The 21,832-nt window shown below is 68.6% G+C and carries 5 protein-coding genes; all 5 read left to right on the top strand.

The genetic code is table 11. The features are described from left to right. The coding region (locus GQ57_RS40895; protein WP_034200422.1) for a non-ribosomal peptide synthetase at positions 1-3,250 on the top strand (3,250 nt) is incomplete at its 5' end. A gap of 10 nt (positions 3,251-3,260) precedes the next feature. Continuing rightward, a complete protein-coding gene (locus tag GQ57_RS36245; protein WP_034200420.1) occupies positions 3,261-4,877 on the top strand; it encodes an MBL fold metallo-hydrolase in 1,617 nt (538 codons plus the stop codon). Next, complete coding sequence (locus GQ57_RS36240; protein ID WP_034200419.1) at positions 4,865-8,779, top strand: non-ribosomal peptide synthetase; 3,915 nt, start codon at positions 4,865-4,867, stop codon at positions 8,777-8,779. Before GQ57_RS36245 ends, GQ57_RS36240 begins: the two co-directional genes overlap by 13 nt. Beyond that, positions 8,776-17,862: a non-ribosomal peptide synthetase gene (locus GQ57_RS36235; RefSeq protein ID WP_081896862.1), complete on the top strand. Its 9,087-nt coding sequence runs from the start codon at positions 8,776-8,778 to the stop codon at positions 17,860-17,862. The genes GQ57_RS36240 and GQ57_RS36235 overlap by 4 nt, the downstream gene beginning before the upstream one ends. 83 nt (positions 17,863-17,945) lie before the next feature. Then, positions 17,946-21,832 (top strand): non-ribosomal peptide synthetase (locus tag GQ57_RS36230; RefSeq protein ID WP_034200421.1); only part of this gene is annotated, 3,887 nt, incomplete at its 3' end.

Genomic DNA, 21,832 nt, shown 5'->3' with positions numbered 1-21,832 from the left:
TGCGTTGACGAGCGAAGCGGAGCGGAACCTGCTGACCGTCGAGTGGAACCGGACCGATACGGACTTCGGCGAGGCCGCCGCGCAACCGCTGCACCGCCTGTTCGAACAGCAGGTCGCGCGCACGCCCGAGGCCGTCGCGGCCGTCCATGACGACGACTCGCTCACCTACGCCGATCTCAACCGGCGAGCCAACCGCCTCGCGCACCGGCTCATCGCGCTCGGCGTCGGGCCCGACGCTCTCGTCGGCGTCGCCATGGAACGCTCGCTCGACATGATCGTCGCGCTGCTCGCCGTCCTCAAGGCCGGCGGCGCCTACGTCCCCGTCGACCCCGACTATCCCGCCGAGCGCGTGCGCTTCATGATCGATCACGCTCAATTGCGCTGGCTCCTCACCCAGCAACATCTGCGCGACACGCTGCCCGACACCGACGCTGCCCTCATCGTCGTCGATTCCAGCGAACTCGACCTCGATCCCGACGCCGTGGCCAACCCCGAGCCCGATCTGAACGGCGACAACCTCGCCTACATGATCTACACCTCCGGTTCCACCGGCCGCCCCAAGGGTGCGCTCAACGCCCATCGCGCGATCACCAACCGCATCCTCTGGATGCAGCACGCCTACTCGCTCGACGCCGGCGACGCCGTCCTGCAGAAAACCCCGTTCAGCTTCGACGTCTCCGTCTGGGAATTCTTCTGGCCGCTCGTCACCGGTGCGCGCCTCGTGTTCGCCCGACCCGGCGGACAGCGCGAGACCGACTATCTGGCCGAACTCATCAGGCGCGAACGGATCACCACGATTCACTTCGTGCCGTCGATGCTGCGTGCCTTCCTCGACCATCCGGACCTGGACGCGCACTGCGCGTCGCTGCGCCGCGTCGTGTGCAGCGGCGAGGCACTGCCCCACGACCTGCAGCAGCGCTGCCTCGAGCGCCTGGACGTCAGGCTGTACAACCTCTACGGCCCCACGGAAGCCGCCGTCGACGTGAGCGCATGGGAGTGCAAGCGCGACGACCCGCACCGCATCGTCCCGATCGGCCGGCCCATCGCCAATGCCCGCCTGCATATCGTGGACGCGCACATGCAGCCCACGCCGCTCGGCGTCGCGGGCGAACTGCTGATCGGCGGCACGCCGGTGGGGCTCGGCTATCACGGCGAACCGGAACTGAGCGCCGCGAAGTTCATCGCCGACCCGTTCTCGACCGACCCGCGCGCGCGCCTTTACCGTACCGGCGATCTCGCGCGTTATCGCCCCGACGGCAATATCGAGTTCCTCGGCCGTATCGACCACCAGATCAAGCTGCGCGGCCTGCGCATCGAACCCGGTGAAATCGAGGCGGTACTGACCTCGCACCCGCTGGTCGACGCCGCCGTCGTGGCGCTGCGCGGCGTGGACGACGGCGCGAAACTCGTCGCATGGCTGTGCGCGTCGCACCCCGCAGCCGAACTGATCGAAGCGGTCCGCGGCCATCTGCGGCAGCGGCTGCCGGATTACATGGTGCCGTCGGCGTTCGTCGTCGTGACCGCCTTCGAGACCCTGCCCAACGGCAAGCTCGATCGCGCCAGGCTGCCCGAACCCGGCGACGGCCCGGACCACGTTGCGCCGGCCAACGCGCTCGAAGCGCAGTTGACGGCGATCTGGCAGGAAGTGCTCGGCCAGGCCCGCATCGGTACGACCGCCAATTTCTTCGAGCTGGGCGGCAATTCACTGTCCGCGACGAAGGTCGTCGCGCGCATCCGTCGCGATCTGCATGCGAAACTGGAAATCCGCAGCCTGTTCGCGCACCCCACCATTGCGGGTCTCGCGAAGCGCATCGCCGATACGCAGCCGATCGATTACGCGCCCGTGACGCCGCTGCCGGCGCAGACGCACTACGAACTCTCCCCCGCCCAGACCCGGCTGTGGGTCCAGGATCGCCTCAATGCAGGGCAAGCCGGCGGCCCGCTGCCCACGTCCCTGCTGCTCGAGGGCGTGCTCGACGTGGATGCGCTCGTGCGTGCGTTCCACGCGCTGAGCGAACGTCACGAGATCCTGCGCACGCGTTTCGTGCTGGCAGGCAATCAGCCGGTCCAGCAGGTGCTGCCGCCCGGCGAAGCGGCCTTCCCCGTCGAGGTCGTCGATCTGCAGGATGCCGAGGACCGGGACGCCCGGGCCATCTCGATCTACGAGAGCGAACGGCTCGCGCCGATGGATCTCGCCGCCGGCCCGCTGTTCCGCGTCAAGCTGCTCAGGTTGTCCGAAGTCCGGCACGTCTGCCTCTGCACGATGCATCACATCGTGAGCGACGGCTGGTCCACGGAGGTGCTGCTCGACGACCTGTCGGCGCTCTATGACGCGTTCGTCCAGCGTCGGCACAATCCGCTGCCCGCCCTCCCGATCCAGTACAAGGATTACGCCGGCTGGCTGAACCGCCTGCTCGCCGGGCCGGACGGCGCCCGCATGAAGGACTACTGGCTGGCCAAGCTGGGCGGCGGCCTGCGCGCGCTGGCACTGCCGGGCGACGTCGAGCAGCCGGCCGTGCCGAGCTGGAAAACCTGGCGGTTCGAACTGCCTGCCGCCGACACGCAGGCGCTCGATGCGCTCGGCAAGCGCTACGGCGCGACCTTGTTCGTCGCGCTGCTGTCCGCCATCAAGGCACTGTTCTACCGCCGTTCCGGCCAGGAGGACATCGTCGTCGGCACGCCGGTCGCGGGCCGCGAGCTGCCCGAACTCGAGTCGCAGGTCGGCCCCTACCTGAACGTACTGGCGCTGCGCGATCGCGTCGCCGGCGACGACCGTTTCGACACGCTGCTGACCCGGGTGCGGGACACCACCCTCGAAGCGTTCTCCCATCCGCTGTATCCGCTGGATCGCCTGCTCGACGACCTGCATGTCAAACGCGTCGCGGGACGCAACCCGCTGTTCGACATCGGCCTGACGCTGCAGAACCAGCGCGAGGGCGCCGTCGACCGCTACGCGGGACAAGTGCACATTGCCGAGCAGCCGGACCACGATCCGCAACGCGCGGACACGGAAGCCGCGACGGACTTCTGGTTCCTGGCCGAGCCGCGCGCCGAGGGCCTCGCGATCAGCGTCGTCTATCACGCGGGGCGATTCAGCGAGGCCCTGGTGCAAGGCCTTGCCGACGAGCTGACGTCCGTCGTCGGCGAAGTGCTTGCCGATCCGGGCGTTCGCATCCGGAACCTGACCTTGGGACACCGTGCGCTGCACGCCGGAACCCGTCAGCCGACCGTCGAACTCAGCGCATTCTAAGGAGCCTTCGTTGACCATCTCGTCCAGCACACACGTCTACCTGCGGCAAAACATTCAGTTCGAACCGCTGATCAACGGTTGGTATGCGTGGTTTCACACGCTGCCGCCGTTGACCGCCGCGCTCAACGTGGCCGAGCGGTTCCTGCCGCTGATGCAGTCCTATGCCGCGTCGCCGATGATGCATGCGGCGGCCTGCAAGGATCCCGCGATGCGCGGTGGCCCGTTTCTCGATCTCGGCGGCAAGCGCGTCGATGAAATCCGCGCGCTGATCGAGCAGACCGCCGGTCGCGCGACCCGCCAACTGGAGCTGGCGAAGGCATACAAGACGTTCTCCACGTTGCTGCTGGAACAGGCGAAGGGGATGGCGTCGGACCCGATCTATCCCGAAATCCCGGAAGTGCTGAAAGGCTATGTCGAGATCTACTACGACCTGAATCACAACCCGTCCTTCCGGATCTTCGAGAGCTTGCTGTATGCGAGCCCGTTCTATGCGCGCGATGCCCAGAGCATCGCGCTGTCGGCGATCGAAGAGAACACGCCCCGGCCGTTCATTCTCAGCACGCCCCGGCTCGGCGACGAGCGCACGCTGTTTTGCAAGATGGCCTTCGACGATCGCGCGCTCGATGCGCTGTTCCGGATGCGCGACACGCCCGGCAGCTACGCGAAAATCGTCGACCTGATGCGCGTGGAGGAAAAGGACGAGCCGCTGTTCCGCACGTTCTTCGTCGAGGAGGCGCCCGCGCCGAAGCCGGATCGTTCGTTCGACGGCGACGACATCCGCATCCGCTATTACGGCCACGCGTGCCTGCTGGTGCAGAGCCGCGGCGTGAGCATCCTGATCGATCCGATCATCAGCTACGGCTACGACACCGCGCTGCCGCGCTATACGTTCGCGGACTTGCCCGACCAGATCGACTACGTGCTGATCACGCACAGCCATCACGATCACATCGTCCTCGAAACGCTGCTGCAGCTTCGCCACAAGGTCAAGACCGTGGTGGTCGGCAGGAATTTCGACGGGTTTCCGCAAGATCCGTCAATGGCGCTGGCGCTGCGCAAGCTCGGGTTCGACGATGTGCTGGAAGTCCGGGATGCGGACGAAATCAAGGTGCCCAACGGCGTCATCACCGCCATTCCGTTCCTGGGCGAACACAACGACCTGGCGATCCAGAGCAAGCAGAGCTTCATGATCCGCTTCGGCACGCGGTCGGTGCTGTGCATCGCCGATTCGTGCAACCTGGACCCGCGCCTCTACGAGCATGTGTTCCGCCTCGCCGGCAAGCCGGACACGTTGTTCGTCGGGATGGAAACCGAGGGCGCGCCGCCGTCATGGGTCTACGGCCCGCTGTTTCCCAAGGCGCTGCCGCGGGACCTCGACCGCTCGCGCCGGGCGCGGGGCTGCCAGTTCGGCGAGGCGGCCGCGCTGGTGGACGACTTCCCGTTCAACGCGGCGTATGTCTATGCGATGGGTCAGGAGCCGTGGCTCAACCACCTCCTCGACAACACCTTCGACGAAAACTCGCCCAGCCATATCCAGTCCACCCAGTTTGTCGCGCACTGCAAGGCCAAGGGCATCGCTTCCGAAATCCTGTACGCGACGAGGGAGATCGTGCTTTGTCAGAACTGAATCTCAACGCGCTGTCGACCAGCGGGCAATACCAGGAGCACCTGGCGTTCTGGAACGAGGCGCTCGGTCGCATCGACGAAGACTTCCGTCTTCAGCAGGCATGGCAGGCGTACGCGCTGCCCGTCGGCCCCGCGCCGGCGCTGACCTTCGCGCTCGACGGCGACGCGGCGCAAACCCTGGCGAAGCTGGCCGCCGGCAACGAGCTGGGCGCGTTCGTCGTGCTGCTGGCGGCGCTGTTCCGGGTGCTCGGGCGCTACGACGGCGCGGCCAGCCTGTTCGTGGATACGCCGCGCCTGATCGCCGAAGCCGCGAACGGTTCCGCCGATTCCGTCCCGCTGCTCGACGCCGCCCAGCCCGGCCCTACGGTTCGCGCATACCTGAACCAGGTGCGCGACAGCGTGCAGCGCAGCTATTCGTATCAGGATTTTCCGATCGCGGCCCTCGCGCACAAACTGCGCGGCGAACGGCCCGCGACCAACGTCGGCGTGCGCTTCGACGGCCTGCACGAAGCGTGGACGGCGGGGGACTACGACCTGTCGATCGAGATCCGGCATCGTGGGTGCTACGAGATCGTCCTGACGGGCCGGCCGACGGTCTTCACGCTGCATTATCTGCAGCATCTCGCGCGCCACCTGCGCAACGTCGTGGCCGGCTTCGGCGCGCTGGACGCCCCGCTCGACACGGTCTCGCTGCTCGATGACGAGGAACGTGCGCGCCTGCTTGCGCATGCGGCGCCCGTTGCGATGGATGGCACCTTCCTCGCGCAATTCGCGCAACGGGTCGCGGCCACGCCGGACAGCATCGCGGTGGTGAGCGCCGATGCATCGCTGACCTATGCGCAGCTGGACGACCAGGCGTCCCGGCTGGCGGGCTTCCTGCTCGCGGAATACGCGATCGAGCGCGGCGACGTGGTGGGGGTGGTCGCCGACCGGTCCGAGCGCTGGATCGTCGGCATGCTCAGCGTGCTCAAGGCGGGCGCGGTCTATCTGCCGCTCGACCCGGAGTTTCCGCGGGAGCGGCTGCGCTTCATGATCGAGGACGCGAAGGTCAAGGCGCTGCTGACGAACTCGGAATACCTGCCGTTGCTCGCCGATTTCTGGGCGATTCCGATGTTCGCGCTCGACTTTCAGCTCGACACGCTGGAACCCGCACCGGCGTCGGCGCAGGTCGAGGTCGCGCCGGGCGACGCGGCGTACATCATCTACACGTCCGGCTCCACGGGCATCCCCAAGGGGGTCGTGCTCGAACATGCAGGGCTCGTGAACATGGCGCAGTCCCATGTGAACGCCTTCGGTTTCGATGCCGACGACCGGTTCGTCCAGTTCTACTCCCCGGGCTTCGACGGCTCGATCATGGAGATTTTCGTCACGCTGCTCGCGGGGGCGCGCCTGGTGCTGGCGAAGACCGCCGTGATCCGGGACGTGCCGCGTTTCGTCGACTACCTCGCGCAGCAGGGTGTCACCACCGTCAACGCGACGCCGGCCTATCTCGCGTCGCTCGACTGGAACGCGCTCGGCGCCGTGAAGCGGGTCATCAGCGCGGGCGACAACGCGCGCGTGGCGGACCTGCGCGAACTGGCCCGGACCCGCGTGTGCCACAACTCGTACGGCCCGACCGAGGCCACCGTGTGCATCGCGGACTACGTGGTCGACCCGGCGATCGCCTACGGCGCCCGTCTGCCGGTCGGCCGCCCGATCCACAACACGCACCTGTACCTGCTCGACGAGCACGGGGCGCTGGCCCCCGACGGGTGTACCGGCGAGATCTGCGTGTCCGGGATCGCGCTGGCGCGCGGCTATGTCGGCCGCGACGACCTGAGCGCCGCCGCGTTCGTCGACCACCCGTTCGAAGCGGGCGAGCGCCTCTATCGCACCGGCGACCTCGGCGTCTGGCTGCCGGACGGCAACCTGGAAATCACCGGGCGCCGCGACACGCAAGTGAAGATTCGCGGCTATCGCATCGAGATGGGCGAAATCGAAGCGGCGCTCCGGCAGCACGCCGGCGTGACCGACGCGATCGTGTACGTGCGCGAGGATACGCCGCAGCACAAGCAGCTGGTGGCCTGCGTCGCCACGGCGACGGCCAGCGTCGCCGGCCTGCGGGAACATCTGAAGGAACGCCTGCCCGAGTTCATGGTGCCGGCCTCGATCGTGACGCTCGAACGCCTGCCGCTGACACCGAACGGCAAGCCCGACCGCAAGGCGCTCGCCGCGCTGGAGCTGGCGCCCGTGCCGAGCGCCGCCGCGTACGTCGCACCGGCCAATGACGTCGAAGCGCGCCTGGGCAAGATCTGGTCCGAGGTGCTGGGCCGCGAGCCGATCGGCGTGCGCGACAATTTCTTCGAACTCGGCGGCGACTCGATCCTGCTCATCCAGGTGATGTCGCTGGCCCAGCAGGTCGGCCTCAAATTCACCGCCGACCAGTTTTTCGCGCATCCGACCATTGCCGCGCTTGCCCAGGTTGCGGTGGAGGCGCCGTCGCTCCGGATTTCGCAGGAACCCGTGGTCGGCCCCGCCCCGCTGACACCGATCCAGTCGTGGTTCTTCGCGCAGGACGTGGCGGATCCGCACCACTACAACCAGTCGACCATGATCGAGGTGCCCGCATCGCTGCGGCCGGACGTGCTCGAGCACGCGCTGGCGGCGGTCGCGACCCATCACGACGCGCTGCGGCTGGGTTTCGAGCGCGTCGCCGGCGCATGGCGGCAATCGCATGCGGCGCCGCCGCTGGCGATTCCGCTCGGCGTCACGTCGCTGGCGGACGCGGCGCCCGCCGCACGGCAGGCGGCCATGCTCGCGACCGCCGGCGACATGCAGGCAAGCTTCACGTTGTCGGCGCCGCCGCTGCTGCGCGCGCACCTGTTCCAGTTCGGTCCCGACGCGCCGCAGCGCCTGCTCGTGGTCGCGCACCATCTGGTGATCGACGGCGTGTCGTGGCGCATCCTGTTCGAAGACCTGTACGCCGCGTGTCGCCAGCGCGAAGCGGGCGAAGCGGTGCGGTTGCCGGCCAGGACGACGGCGTGGCGCGACTGGTCGACGCGCCTGTCCGAACTCGGTGCGAGCGCGCCCGACGGGCTGGACTACTGGCTCCAGGCCAGCGCCGACGAGCCTGCGTGCTTCGACGACATGCCGGTCGGCACCGTCGGCGAAGCCGGCACGACGGTCATCGATTTCGACGCCGGGCAGACGCTTGCGCTGTTGCAGGACGTGCCGCGCACGTTCAACACCCAGATCAACGAAGTCCTGCTGACGGCCCTGCTGCTCGCGTTCGGCGACTGGACCGGCAACGCCACGCTGGCCGTCGAGCTCGAAGGCCACGGTCGCGAGGACCTCTTCGACGGCGTCGATACGTCGCGCACGATCGGCTGGTTCACCACGCACTACCCGGTGTACCTGAATGCCGGCAACGCCACCGTGGCGGTGGACGCGTTGCGCCACGTCAAGGAGCAGCTGCGCGCGGTGCCGATGCGCGGGATCGGCTACGGCGTCGCCCGCTACCTCGGCCACGACGCCGGCATCGCGGCGGCGCTGGAACGGCGGCCGCCGGCGCCGGTGCGCTTCAACTACCTCGGCCAGATCGATCGCGTGCTGGCCGACGACACGGGCTGGAAACCGGTGCTCGACTTCCAGAGTCCCGAGCACAGCCCGCGCGCACGTCGCGGTCATCTGTTCGAGATCGACGGGATGGTGTTCGACGGGCGTCTGCGTCTGACCTGGCGTTACAACCACGAGGCCTGCCCGCCCGGCGTCATCGAGCAGCTCACGCAGTGCTACCGCAGCCGTCTGCTGTCGATCGTCGAGGCCAGCGGTGACGGCCCGCGCGGGCTGAGCCCGTCGGACTTTCCGGCCGCCCGCATCAGTCAGGAAGCGTTGGACGCACTCGTATCAAGGATCAAATCGTGACCTCCCCCGCCATCGCCGATATCTACGAGCTCTCCCCGATGCAGGAGGCGATGCTCTTTCATGCCGTGCACTCGCCCGGCGCGAGCAGCAGCTTCAACCAGCTCGGTTGCCGGATCACCGGCAGCCTCGATCCCGCGCTGTTCCAGGCCGCCTGGCAGCAACTGATCGATCGGCACCCGGTGATGCGCACGTCGTTCCATTGGGAGGAATTCGACAAGCCCATGCAGGTCGTGCATGCGCACGCCACGCTGCCGTGGGTGCAGGACGACTGGCGCGATCTGCCGGACCACGAACAGCGCGCGCGGTGGCGCGCGCATCTCGACAGCGACCTGGCCGAAGGCTTCGCGCTCGATCGTGCGCCGCTCGTGCGCTGCCGCCTGGTGCGCATCGCCGAGCACGCGTACCTGTTCAGCTGGAGCCACCATCACATCCTGGCCGACGGCTGGTGCCTGTCGCTCGTGATCGAGGAGATCTTCGAGGCCTATCGCGCGCTCACGCAGGGCGTGCCGCCGGCGCTCCCCGCGGTGCGCCCCTATCGCGACTATATCCAGTGGCTGCAGCAGCGCGAGCCGCAAGCCGCGCAGCAATACTGGACGCGCTATCTCGAAGGTTTTCACTCGCCGACCCCGCTGCCCACGGCCGCGCGCGCGGACGCGGGCGAACGCTTCGGCGAGGGTCTCGCGCAAGTGCAGGCCGACCTGTCGGCCGACCTGAGCGCGCGCCTGCGGCAATTTGCGGCCCGCCATCACGTCACCCTCAATACCCTCGCGCAAGCGGCCTGGGCGCTCGTGCTGTCGCGTTACAGCGGGGAGACCGACGTGGTGTTCGGCGCCGTCGTGTCCGGACGGGGCGCCAACCTGCCGGGGATCGAGTCCATGCTCGGCCTGTTCATCAATACGGTGCCGGTGCGGGTGCGGGTCGACCCCAGGCAGCCGCTGGTGCCGTGGCTGAAGATGATCCAGGCGCGCGTGGCCGCCCGCGCGCCGTTCGAGCACACCCCGTTGCCCGACATTCAGCGCTGCAGCGAAGTGCCGCTGACGACGCCGCTGTTCGAGAGCAACATCACGTTCATGAATTACCCGCTGGACGCGTCGCTGACGCACGGCGCGCACGGGCTGGCGGTCGACGAGGTGCAACTCTACAACCGCGCCGACATCCCGCTCGAATTCGTGGTGACGGCACGCGACGACTGGAAGATGGAACTGTCGTTCGATCCGCGGCGCTTCGATGAAGACACGATGCAGCGCATGCTGGGCCACGTGGCCGCGACGCTCGATGCCTTCGCGGCCGATCCGAACCGGCTGCTCGGACGCCTGCCGATCCTGCCCGAGGCCGAACGCCGGCTACTGCTGGACACCTTCAACGACACCGCCGTGCCGTTCGACGCCGCGCTCACCGTGGTGCATCGTCTGGAACAGGCCGCCGCCGCGCACCCCGGGCGGGCGGCGGTCGAGTACCGCGACAGCGTCCTGAGCATCGGTGAACTGAACGCCCGCGCCAACCGACTCGCGCACCGCCTGCTGGCCGCCGCCGAGCTGGGGCCGGACGCGCTGGTCGCGATCTGCATGCACCGGTCGGCCCGCCTGATGGAGGCGATCCTCGCCGTCTGGAAGTGCGGCGCCGCCTATATTCCGATCGACCCCAACTATCCGGCGGCGCGCATCCGCACCATTCTCGAGGATTCCGGCGCCGCCCTCGTGATGACCTGCGACGGCCTGTTGCCGGCCGAGCTGGCCTCGCTCGCGCCGGTCGTGTCGCTCGACGACGCCACCGGGATCGACGACGACACCAACCCGGGCCGCCCCGTGTCGCCCGACAGCCTCGCCTACGTGATCTACACGTCCGGTTCCACCGGAAAGCCGAAAGGGGCGATGGTCGAGCACGCCGGCATGCTGAATCACATGCTCGCCGAGATCGACGAATTTTCGATTTCGGCTTCGTCGGTGATCGCGCAAACCGCGCCGCATTGCTTCGACATCTCGGTCTGGCAATTTTTCACGGCGCCGCTCGCCGGCGGCAAGACCGTGATCGTCGACGACGAATGCATTCGCGACCCGGCGGCCTTCATCGCGACCCTGGACGCCACCCGGGTCAGCATCCTCGAACTGGTGCCGTCCTATCTGTCCGCCGTGCTCGACCGCGCGTCGGAACGGCCGGCGCTGATGCGGCACCTGCGGCACCTGCTCGTCACCGGCGAGATGGTCAGCCCGGCCCTGGTGAAACAGTGGTTCGACGTGTTCCCGGACATCGCGCTGGTGAACGCCTACGGCCCGGCGGAAGCATCCGACGACGTCGCGCAGCACCGCATGACGTGCGCGCCGACCACGCCTTACGTCCCGGTGGGCAAGCCGATCCGCAACGTACGCCTCTACGTCGTCGACCCGCAGATGAACCTGTGCCCGATCGGGATTCCCGGCGAACTGTGCGTGTCCGGCATCGCCGTCGGCCGAGGCTACCTGAACAACGAAGCCGCAACGCGGGAGGCTTTCGTCGAGGATCCGTTCATTCCGCAGCGCGGTGTCCGCATGTACCGCACCCGCGACATCGGCTGCTATCTCCCCGACGGAACGATCGCGCTCCACGGCCGCAAGGACCACCAGTTGAAGATCCGCGGCTACCGCATCGAGCTCGGGGAAATCGACAACGCGCTGGCCGCCATTCCGGAAATCCGCCAGGCGGCCGCACTCGACTATCGCGACGACGCCGGCCGCGCCGCGCTATGCGCATATGTCGCGTTCCGCGACGGCGCGTCGCTGAGCGATGCCGCGATCGCCGCCGCGTTGTCCGCCACGTTGCCGGATTACATGGTGCCCGCCATCTACGTGGTGCTCGACGCGCTGCCGCTGAGCGGCAACGGCAAGATCGACCGCAAGGCGCTGCCGCCGCTCGACCGGTCGCGGCTGTCGGCGGCGGCACACGCACCGGCACCGCCCCGCACGCCCACCGAGACGCTGCTGTGCCGCATCTGGGGAGAGGCGCTGGGCATTCCGGCGCCCGGCATCCACGACAACCTGTTCGCGCTGGGCGGCGACTCGATTCTCAGCATGCGCATCGTGTCGCTGGCCGCCAGGGCGGGCCTGAAGCTCACCACCCGGCTGATCTTCCAGCATCCGACGGTTGCCGAGCTCGCCGCCGTGGCGACGCGCGGCACGGTCGGCGCGGCGGAGTTCGTCGCATCGTCCGGCCCGCTGCCGCTGACGCCGATCCAGACGCGTTTCTTCGCGCAGCATCGGAACGATACGGACCAGTACAACCAGGCGGTCCTGCTCGACGTGCCGGCGGATTTCGATCCGGCCTTGCTGCGCCAGGCGTTGCGGCACACGGTCAAATGGCACGATGCGCTGCGACTGCGCTTTCGCGCGGGCGAGTCCGGCTGGATCCAGGCAGTCGTCGACGATCCGGAGGTGTCCGTCGGCGTGTTCGACCTTCCGCGCGAGCGGCTCGCGCAGCACGTCGCGCAGTCGCATGCGAGCCTGAACCTGTCGGACGGCCCCGTCGTGCGAGCGGACCTGTTCCGGCTCGACGAAGGCCGTTCGCTTCGTCTGCTGCTGGTTGCGCATCATCTGGTCGTCGACGGCGTGTCGTGGGGCGGGCTGCTCGAAACCCTGTACGACGCCTATACCCGCCTGCGCAACGGCAAGGCGCCCGAATTCGCGGGCGGCAGCGCGACGTGGACCGCCTGGACCCGGGCGATCTCGCGCTGGGCCGGCTCGGGCGCCGCCGACGCCGATCTCGTCCATTGGCGGGCCCTGGCGCGCGCCGACCTGCCCGGCCTGCCGCTCGATCGCGCCGCGCCGGCCGACGCCAATACCGTGTCGTCCGCCGAAACGATCGTGGTCGAGCTGGGCGAAGCCGCGACGACGGCCTTGCTGGGCGCCGCGCCCCGGGCCTACGACGCGCAGATCAACGACCTGCTGCTTGCCGCGCTCGCGCGTGCCGTCAGCGACTGGAGCGGATGCGCCGACGTCCTGCTGGATCTCGAGGCGCACGGGCGCGAAGAACTGTTCGACGACCTCGACATCTCGCGCACGGTGGGCTGGTTTACGTCCGTGTTCCCGGTCGCGCTGACGGTCGATCCCGGCCCGCACGATCCGGCTCGCCTGGTTGCGTCGGTCAAGACGCAACTGCGCGCCGTGCCGAACGCGGGCATCAGCCATGGCCTGCTGCAAGACCGGTTCGACGGTCCGGCGCCGCGGCCGCAACTGCTGTTCAACTACTTGGGCCAGACCGACCAGCTGTTCGCCGCCGCGCGCGACTGGAAACCGGCGACGGAGCCGAGCGGGGACGGCCGCCATCCGAACCAGCGGCGCGAACACCTGCTCGACATCAACGCCTACGTGAGCGGCGACCGCCTGCACGTTGCGTGGGAATTCAGCCGGGCCTGCCACGACGCCGCCACCATCCGGCGCGTCGCGCAAGCGTACCTCGCGGCGCTCGAATCCCTGGTCGCCGCCCCTGCCGTCCCGTCCGCATCGACCGGGCCCGCGACCGGCCCGGCGCAGGCGCCGGCCTCGGTCATGCCGGACGGGATCGCCGACGTCTACGCGCTGACGCCGACCCAGCAGGGCATGTTGTTCCACGGGCTGTACGAACCCGCGTCGGATGCGTACTTCAGCAGCCTGAATTTCCGTATCGACGGCGCGCTCGACGTCGAACGGTTCCGCCGCGCGTGGGATGCCGTGGCGCAGCGGCACGACATCCTGCGAACGTCGTTTCACTGGGAAGACCTCGACAGCCCCGTGCAGGTCGTGCATCGCCATATCGACTTGCCGTGGCACGAGGAGGATCTGCGCGCGGCGTCCGCCGCGGAGGCCGAACGGCGTCGGCAAACCTACGACGTGCAGGACCGGGCACGCGGCTTCGACTTCACCCGGGCGCCGCTGATGCGCGTCGCGCTGTTCCGCACGGGCGATCACGCCTGGTGCTTCCACTGGAGCCATCACCACATCCTGCTCGACGGGTGGAGCTCCGCCCGTCTGCTGGGCGAAGTGGCCGCCGCCTATCAGGCGCTGCCGGCCGACGGTGCGCCGCGGCAGGACGCGCCGCCGGCCTTCGCCGAGTACGTGCGCTGGCTGGCGCGCCAGGACGCAGCCGCGGCGGAACGCTTCTGGAAGACGAAGCTGGCGGATTTCCCGGCGACGACGCCGCTCGTGCTGGGACGCCCGGAACTCGACGGCACGGCCGCGCCGGGCGCCTATGTCGAGGTGCCGCTGCGGCTCTCCGAAAGCGACACGCAACGGCTCGTCGCCTTCGCGCAAACCCGTGGCCTCACCCTCAACACGCTCGTGCAGGGTGCGTGGGCCCAGCTGCTGGGCCGCTACAGCGGCGAAGCCGACGTCGTGTTCGGCACGATCGTTTCCGGTCGCCCGGCCTCGCTGCCGGCGTCGGACGAGATGGTCGGGCTGTTCATCAACACGCTGCCGGTGCGGGTTCGCATCGACGCGCGCCCCACGTCCGCGTGGCTCGCGCAGTTGCAGATCGAGCTCGCCCGGCAGGAGGAATATGCGCACTATCCGCTGGCCGACATCCAGAAATTCGCGGGCCTGCCGCCCGGCGTGCCGCTCTTCGAAAGCCTGCTCATCTTCCAGAACTATCCGGTCGAGGAAGCGCTGGCCGACGGGCTGCCCGGCCTGCGGATCGGCGAATTCCAGGTCGCCGATCCGAACAACTACCCGCTGACGCTGGTCGTGACGCCGGGCAAGCGCCTGTCGCTGCAGGTGCTGTACGACGACGGCCGGTTCGATCGCGAAACGATCGTCCGCCTGTTGGGTCACGTCGAAACGCTGCTCGTCGGCCTCGCCGGCGACGAAGATCGCCCGAACCGCGGCGTTGCGCTCCTCACCGCCGCGGAGCGGGACGCCATCGTGCTCGGCTGGAACGATACGTTCGCGCCGGTTCCGTCCGACCGGACGCTGCCCGAACTGATCGAAGCCGTCGCCGCCGCGCACCCCGAGCGCATTGCCGTCCGCTGCGGCACGGAGGTCCGCACCTATCGCGACCTCGTCGAAGGTGCCAACCGGATCGCCGGTCATCTGCTGCACGTCGCGCCGATCCAGCCGGACGACCGGATCGCCGTCTGGATGCCGCGCTCGCCGCTGATGCTGGAAACGATCCTGGCCATCTGGAAGTGCGGCGCGGCGTACGTTCCCGTCGATCCGGCCTATCCGGCCCAGCGGGTCGAGACCCTCCTGACGCTGGCCCGGCCGGCCGTCATCGTCGCGACGGACGGCATGCCGCCGCCGGCGCTGGCGGCGATCCCGCGGGTCGATCCCGCGCGCCTGCCCGAGCATCGTGGCGCCGGCGCGCCGGCGCCGCGTTGCCGGCCCGCGGACCTCGCCTACGTGATCTTCACGTCGGGGTCGACCGGCCAGCCGAAAGGCGCGATGGTCGAGCATCGCGGCATGCTCAATCACGTGCTCGCGATGGCGCGCAGGGTCGGGCTCGGCGCGCAGAGCGCGGTTGCACAGACCGCTTCGCACTGCTCCGACATTTCGGTGTGGCAGTGCTTCGCGGCACTGGTGTCGGGCGGCACGACGGTGATCTATCCTGATGCCGACGTTCTCGAGCCCGCGCGCCTGATCGACGCGCTTCACCGCGACCGCATCACGGCGATGCAATTCGTGCCGTCCTATCTGGCGACCTTTCTCGGTGAGCTGGAACGGCACCCGGCGCCGGCGTTCCCGCACCTCGACACGCTGCTGACGATCGGCGAAACCCTGCAGCCGGCCTCCGCGCACGCGTGGTTCCGCCTGAATCCGGCGGTCCGGCTCGTCAACACGTACGGGCCGACCGAAGCGTCGGATTCCGTCGCGCATTTCAGCATGGAACGCGCGCCGGATCTGCCGGCGATTCCGATCGGCCGCCCCATCGAGAACCTGCGCCTCTACGTCGTCGACGCCGACATGAATCCGTGCCCGGCCGGCGTCAAAGGCGAGATCTGCATCGGGGGAGCGGGCGTCGGGCGCGGCTACCTGTTCGACGAAGCACGCACCCGGGCGGTGTTCCGCGACGATCCGTTCAGTCCGGAACCGGGCGCGCGCCTGTATCGCACCGGCGACATCGGCTGCTTCGGGGCCGACGGCACGCTCCACTTCTTCGGACGCCGCGACTTCCAGGTCAAGATCCGCGGCTATCGCATCGAGCTCGGGGAAATCGAAGCCGCGCTGACGGGGCTCGCAGGCATCTCCAACGCCGTCGTGGTCGCCCGGCAGGCGTCGGGCTCGGACATGACCCTGTGCGGCTACGCGTCGGGCACCGGCTGGACGCCCCGACGCCTGCGCGACGCACTGCGCGACACGCTGCCGGCGCATATGGTGCCCGACACCGTAATGCTGTTGCCGGCGTTGCCCGTCATGCCGAACGGCAAGATCAACCGCGCCGCGCTGCCGCTCCCGGATGCCGCGTCCGTGCCCGACGGCGCGCCGGCCGACCCGCAGACGCCCGTCGAGGCCGCGCTGCTGCGCATCTTCGCCGAGGTGCTCGGCCGTCGGCCGAGCGGCGTCGACGACGACTTCTTCGAGCATGGCGGCCAAAGCCTGAAAGCGATCCAGATGGTCAGCCGGATCCGTCGTGAACTGCAACTGAACGTCGCAGTCGCCGATATCTTCCAGGCGCCGTCGCCGCGCGCACTCGCGCGGAAGCTGGCATCCCGCCCCGCCGATCGCCTCGATGTCGATGCGCCCATCCCGGCGCTTGCGGCGCAACCGTCCTACGCGGTGTCCCGTGCCCAGAAGCGGATCTGGCTCGCGAGCCGCAGCGCGGATCCGTCCACATACAACATGGCAGGCGCGCTGCAGCTGGACGGCGCCGTCGACACGGCGCGCCTCGTCCGTGCGTTCGACGCGCTGGTCGATCGCCATGAGAGCCTGCGCACCGTGTTTGCGATGATCGAAGGCGAGCTGCGGCAACGCATCCTCACCCGCGAGGCATCCGGATTCCGGGTCGAGCACATGGATCTCGCGGACGATGCTGCGCTGCAGGCCATCGATGCGCTGATTCGCGAGGAAAGCGGGCAGCCGTTCGATCTCGCGTCGGGGCCGCTCTTGCGCGTCAAGCTGGTCCGGCTCGCGCCGACGGCGCACCTGCTGCTGTTGAACATGCACCACGTGATATCGGATGCGTGGTCGATCCGCGTGCTGACCGACGACCTGCAAGCCCTGTATGCGGGACGCGACCTGCCGCCGCTGTCGATCCAGTATCGCGACTACGCCGCGTGGCACAACGCGGGCCTCGAAGGTCCGCACGCCGCCGCGCAGCGCGCGTACTGGCTCGCGCAACTCGCGGCGCCGCTGCCCCGCCTGCAACTGGCGTCCGACTTCCCGCGTCCCGAGCGGCCCGGTCATGCCGGGCAGACGCTCGAAGTCGAACTGTCGGAGCCGCAGGTGACGGGCCTCGCGGCACTGGCCCGCGCGCACCATACGTCGCTCTACACGGTGCTCCTCGCGTCGTTCTGCGTGCTGATGCACCGCTACACGGGGCGCGAGGACATCGTCATCGGCAGCGTGTCGGCCGGGCGCGACAGCGAGCAGCTCGAATCGCAGATCGGGGTGTTCCTCAACACCCTCGTGCTCCGCGTCCCGGTGCAGAAGTCCGCAACCGTCGAAGCGGTGATCGACGCGGTGGCAAAAGCATCCACGGACGCGCTGGCGCATGCGTCCTATCCGTTCGATGCACTGCTGGACGACCTGAAGATTCGCACCCCGGCCGGCCACTTCCCGATCTTCGACATTCAGGCGAACGCCATTTCGATGCCCGCGCCGCAGTCGGATCTGCGCATCACGGACCGCTCGCAGGCGGACACCACGGCCAAGTTCGACCTGTCGTTCCAGGTCGTGGAAAGCGATGGCCGGCACCGCATTCAATTGATCTACAACGCCAACCTGTTCCGCCCCGCGACCATCGCCGCGATGCGCGATCGACTGCTCGCGATCCAGGACGTCTTCTGTCGCGATCCGGCCATGCCGGTCGATCGCATTCCGCTGTCCGGCGATGCGCCCGCCGCCAGCCCGCGCGTGCGGGTCGGCCTGCGCCTGAAGCGGGCGCCCGACGTCACCGTCGACGACGTGCTCGAGGAGAAGTCGTGATGCCGGCCGGAGTGCGAACGGCGGGCGCCATGCGCCCGGCTTCGGGTTGTTTCAGGTGAACAAAACGTATCGAGGAGTTTCCCGTGCAAGACAATAACGTGCTGGTCACCGACCATCGCTATGCGCACACCGCGCGATTCTGGCGCGAAAGCCTGTCCCTGGTCACCGGCACCTACCGGATCGCCGCGCACGCGCCGCGCCCGCAACCGGGGCGCCTGCTGTCCCGCACGGTGCCGCTCACACCCGCGTCGCTCGACGTGTTGCGGCGCATCGGCGACGGCGAGCTTGCCGAATTCGCCGTCACGGCGGCGGGCATTGCGTTCCTGCTCTGGCAATACTTCCGGACGCCGGTCACGGTGCTCGGCACGCCGGGGCTTGCCGAGCACCCGTCGACCCGGGCCGGCGCCATTCCGCTGATCATCGAGGTCCGCCCCGAGGAGCGCATCGAGGACTACCTGTCGCGCGTGGCCGGGATCGTCGAGGAAAGCTATGCCGAGCATCAATTCCCGCTCGACACGCTGGTGCGCCACGAAAAGGAGCTGGCGCTCGCGCAGCTCACGAAGGTCTCGCTGGCGGACGATCGGGTGCACCATGCGCTGACGGGGCAGGACGACGACCTGCAGTTGCACCTGCGACTGGCGCGCGGCGAAATCGAGATTCGTCATGCCGGCGCCATCGAGCCGTTCGTCATGGACGGGTTCGCAAGCAGCCTCGCCACGGTGCTGCAGGCATTCGAACACCTCGACCAGCTAGTCGGCGACATCGACTCGAGCGCACCGGACGCGCGCCGGCAACTGGCCAACTTCAACGAAACCGCGGCGGCCGGCCCTCGCCATCCGACGGTCGTCGAGATGTTCGAAGCGCAGGTCGCCCGCACGCCGGCAGCGCCGGCCCTCGTCACCGACAGTGCGCTGATGACCTACGCCGACCTGAACGCCCGGGCCAACAGCCTCGCGCATCAGTTGCGCGAGCATTACGGCGTCGGGCAGGAATCGCTGGTCGGCGTCATGCTCGAACGTTCCGAATGGATGATCGTCGCGATTCTCGGCATCCTGAAGGCCGGGGCGGCGTTCGTTCCGTTGGACCCGGCCTATCCGGCCGAACGGATCAATCACATTCTCGGCGACACCGGCCTGTCGCTGCTGGTGACCCAGTCGAGTCAACTGGCGCAATGGTATGCGTTCTCCGGCGTGACACTGCTGCTGGACCAGGAGCTCCCCGACTGGACGCCGCTGCCGGACAATCCGCCGTGCCGCGCCGAACCGGCGAACCTGGCCTACGTGATCTACACGTCCGGCTCGACCGGGCGCCCGAAAGGCTGCCTGCTCGAACACCGGAACCTGGCCCACTACATCGCGTGGGCCGCCGAGTACTACTTTCCGGAAAGCACGACCGGCAGTTTCGGCCTGTACAGCTCGCTGTGCTTCGATTTCACGCTGACCAACCTCTTCTGCCCGCTGGTGCGCGGCAAGACGCTGCGCATCTATCCGCAGTCGGAAAGCATCGACACCATTCTGGCCCGGATGTTCCAGCCCGGCAGCGGCGTCGACACCCTCAAGCTCACGCCGACCCACATTCACCTGCTGGAGTACATGAACCTGGCACGCTCCGGCGTGCGCAAGGTGATCGTCGGCGGCGAGGAACTGACGCCCCGGCACATCGCGACGCTGCGGAAGATCGATCCGTCGATCGAAATCTACAACGAGTACGGTCCCACCGAGGCGACGGTCGGCTGCATCGTCGAGCGCGTCGAGGACGTGCCGGCTTCGGTGCTGATCGGCCGGCCCATCGCCAACACCCGGGTGTACATGCTCGACGAGGCCCTGCGGCCGGTCCCGCTTGGCGTGCCGGGGGAGATCTGCCTCGCCGGCGCCGGCCTCGCGCGCGGCTACCACCTGCGCCCCGACGTCACCGCCGCGAAATTCGTCGAGCATCCGTTCCCCGGCGAAGCGCGCATCTATCGCACCGGCGACATCGGCCGATGGCTGCCCGACGGACGGATCCAATGCTATGGGCGCGTCGACGACCAGGTCAAGATTCGCGGGCACCGTGTCGAACTCGGCGAGATCGAGGCCGCGATCGCCGCGCACGAGGCGGTCGTCGGCGCGGCGGTCATGCTGCGCGAATCGGCTCACGGCGTGCGCAAGCTGGCGGCCTACGTCAAGGGTTCCGCGAGCCTGAACGTGCCGGATCTCCGGGCGTTCCTGGGCGGGAAACTGCCGGACTACATGGTCCCGTCCGACATCGTCCTGATCGCCGAATTTCCGCTCAACGCCAACGGCAAGCTGGATCGCCCGGCGCTGCTGGCCATGGAGCCGACCGCCGCGCCCGACGCGGCCAGCCCCGACGCCACGCCGGTCCAGCTCGAACTGTTGCGCATCTGGCGCGACGTGCTCGACAACCCGGCCGTCGATCTCGCCGGACGCTTCTTCGATTACGGCGGCGATTCGCTGCAGGCCATGCAGCTGGTCTCGCGGATCTGGGGCAGCTTCTCCGTCGAGATCGGCATCGACGCGATCTTCGAACTCCAGACCATCGGCGCGGTGTCCGACCTGATCGAGGCGTCGTCGCCCCGGGCCGGTGCGACGGCCGGCAACATCCTGCCCCGCTCGCGCGCGAACGACCTGCCGCTGTCCTTTCCGCAGCAGCGCCTGTGGTTCCTCGCTCAACTGGAAGGCCCGTCGGCCGCCTACAACATCCCGAGCGCGCTGCGTTTCGACGGCGAACTGGACCTCTCGCGCCTGCGGGCCGCCGTGTCCGAAATCAGCCGGCGTCACGAGATCCTGCGCACGACGTTTCCCGCCATCGACGGCCTCGGCGTCCAGCGCATCGCGCCGCCTGCGCCGGTCGCGCTCGACGTCGTCGACGTCGCCAGCGAGTCCGAGGTGCTCGCGCTGCTCGCCGAGGAAGCCGATCGCCCGTTCGATCTCGCCGCCGGGCCGCTCTTTCGCGTCGTGCTGTATCGCGTCCGTGCGGATTTGCACGTCTTCGGCGTCGTGATGCATCACATCGTGTCGGATGCGTGGTCGTCAGGCATTCTCATCGGCGAACTGGCCGCGCTCTATGCAGGCCAGCCGCTGCCGGAACTGGCCATCCAGTACGCGGACTACGCGGTGTGGCAGCACGAGCGCCTGGCGTCCGCCGATACGCATCGGGAACTCGCGCTTCTGAGCGCATCGCTGGCAGACGCGCCGGACCTGATCGAACTGCCCACCGACCGTCCCCGCCCCGCCATCCAGCAGTTCCGCGGCGCGGTGCTGCCGTTCCGGCTGGACGGCGAACGCGCCGACGGCCTGCGCGCGATCGCACGTGCGTCCGGCACCAGCACGTTCATGGTCGTGCTCGCCGCGTATGCGCTGCTGCTGTCGCGGTACAGCCATCAGCAGGACCTCGTCATCGGCTCCCCGATCGCCAATCGGCGCTCCAGCATGACCGAGCCGCTGATCGGCTTCTTCGCGAACATGCTCGCGCTGCGCGTGGACCTGTCGGGCAATCCGACCTTCGGCGAACTGCTGGCGCGCGTGAAGCGCGTCGCGCTGGACGGCTATAGCCGCCAGGAGATTCCGTTCGAACAGGTCGTGGATTCGCTCAGGCTCGAGCGCAACCTGAGCCGCACGCCGGTTTTCCAGGCGGTGTTCGCGTACGAGAAAGCGCAATCCCTGGCGCCGAGCTTCCCCGGTCTCGTGGCGACGCCGGTGTCGGTGGAGACCCACACCGCCAAGTTCGACCTCACGCTCCATATCCAGGATGCCGACGACGGCCTGGCGGGCTCGCTGGAATACAACCTGGACCTGTTCGACGCCGCCACGATCGATCGCATGGCGGAACACTTCCGCACGCTCGTCGATGCCGTGATCGCCGATCCGGACCGGCCGCTCGGCGGGCTTGCGTTGACGAGCGAAGCGGAGCGGAACCTGCTGACCGTCGAGTGGAACCGGACCGATACGGACTTCGGCGAGGCCGCCGCGCA

It is taken from the genome of Burkholderia sp. MSh2 (genome assembly GCF_000731655.1).
Classification (GTDB): domain Bacteria; phylum Pseudomonadota; class Gammaproteobacteria; order Burkholderiales; family Burkholderiaceae; genus Burkholderia; species Burkholderia paludis.
This window is presented reverse-complemented; position numbering and strand designations above follow the sequence as displayed.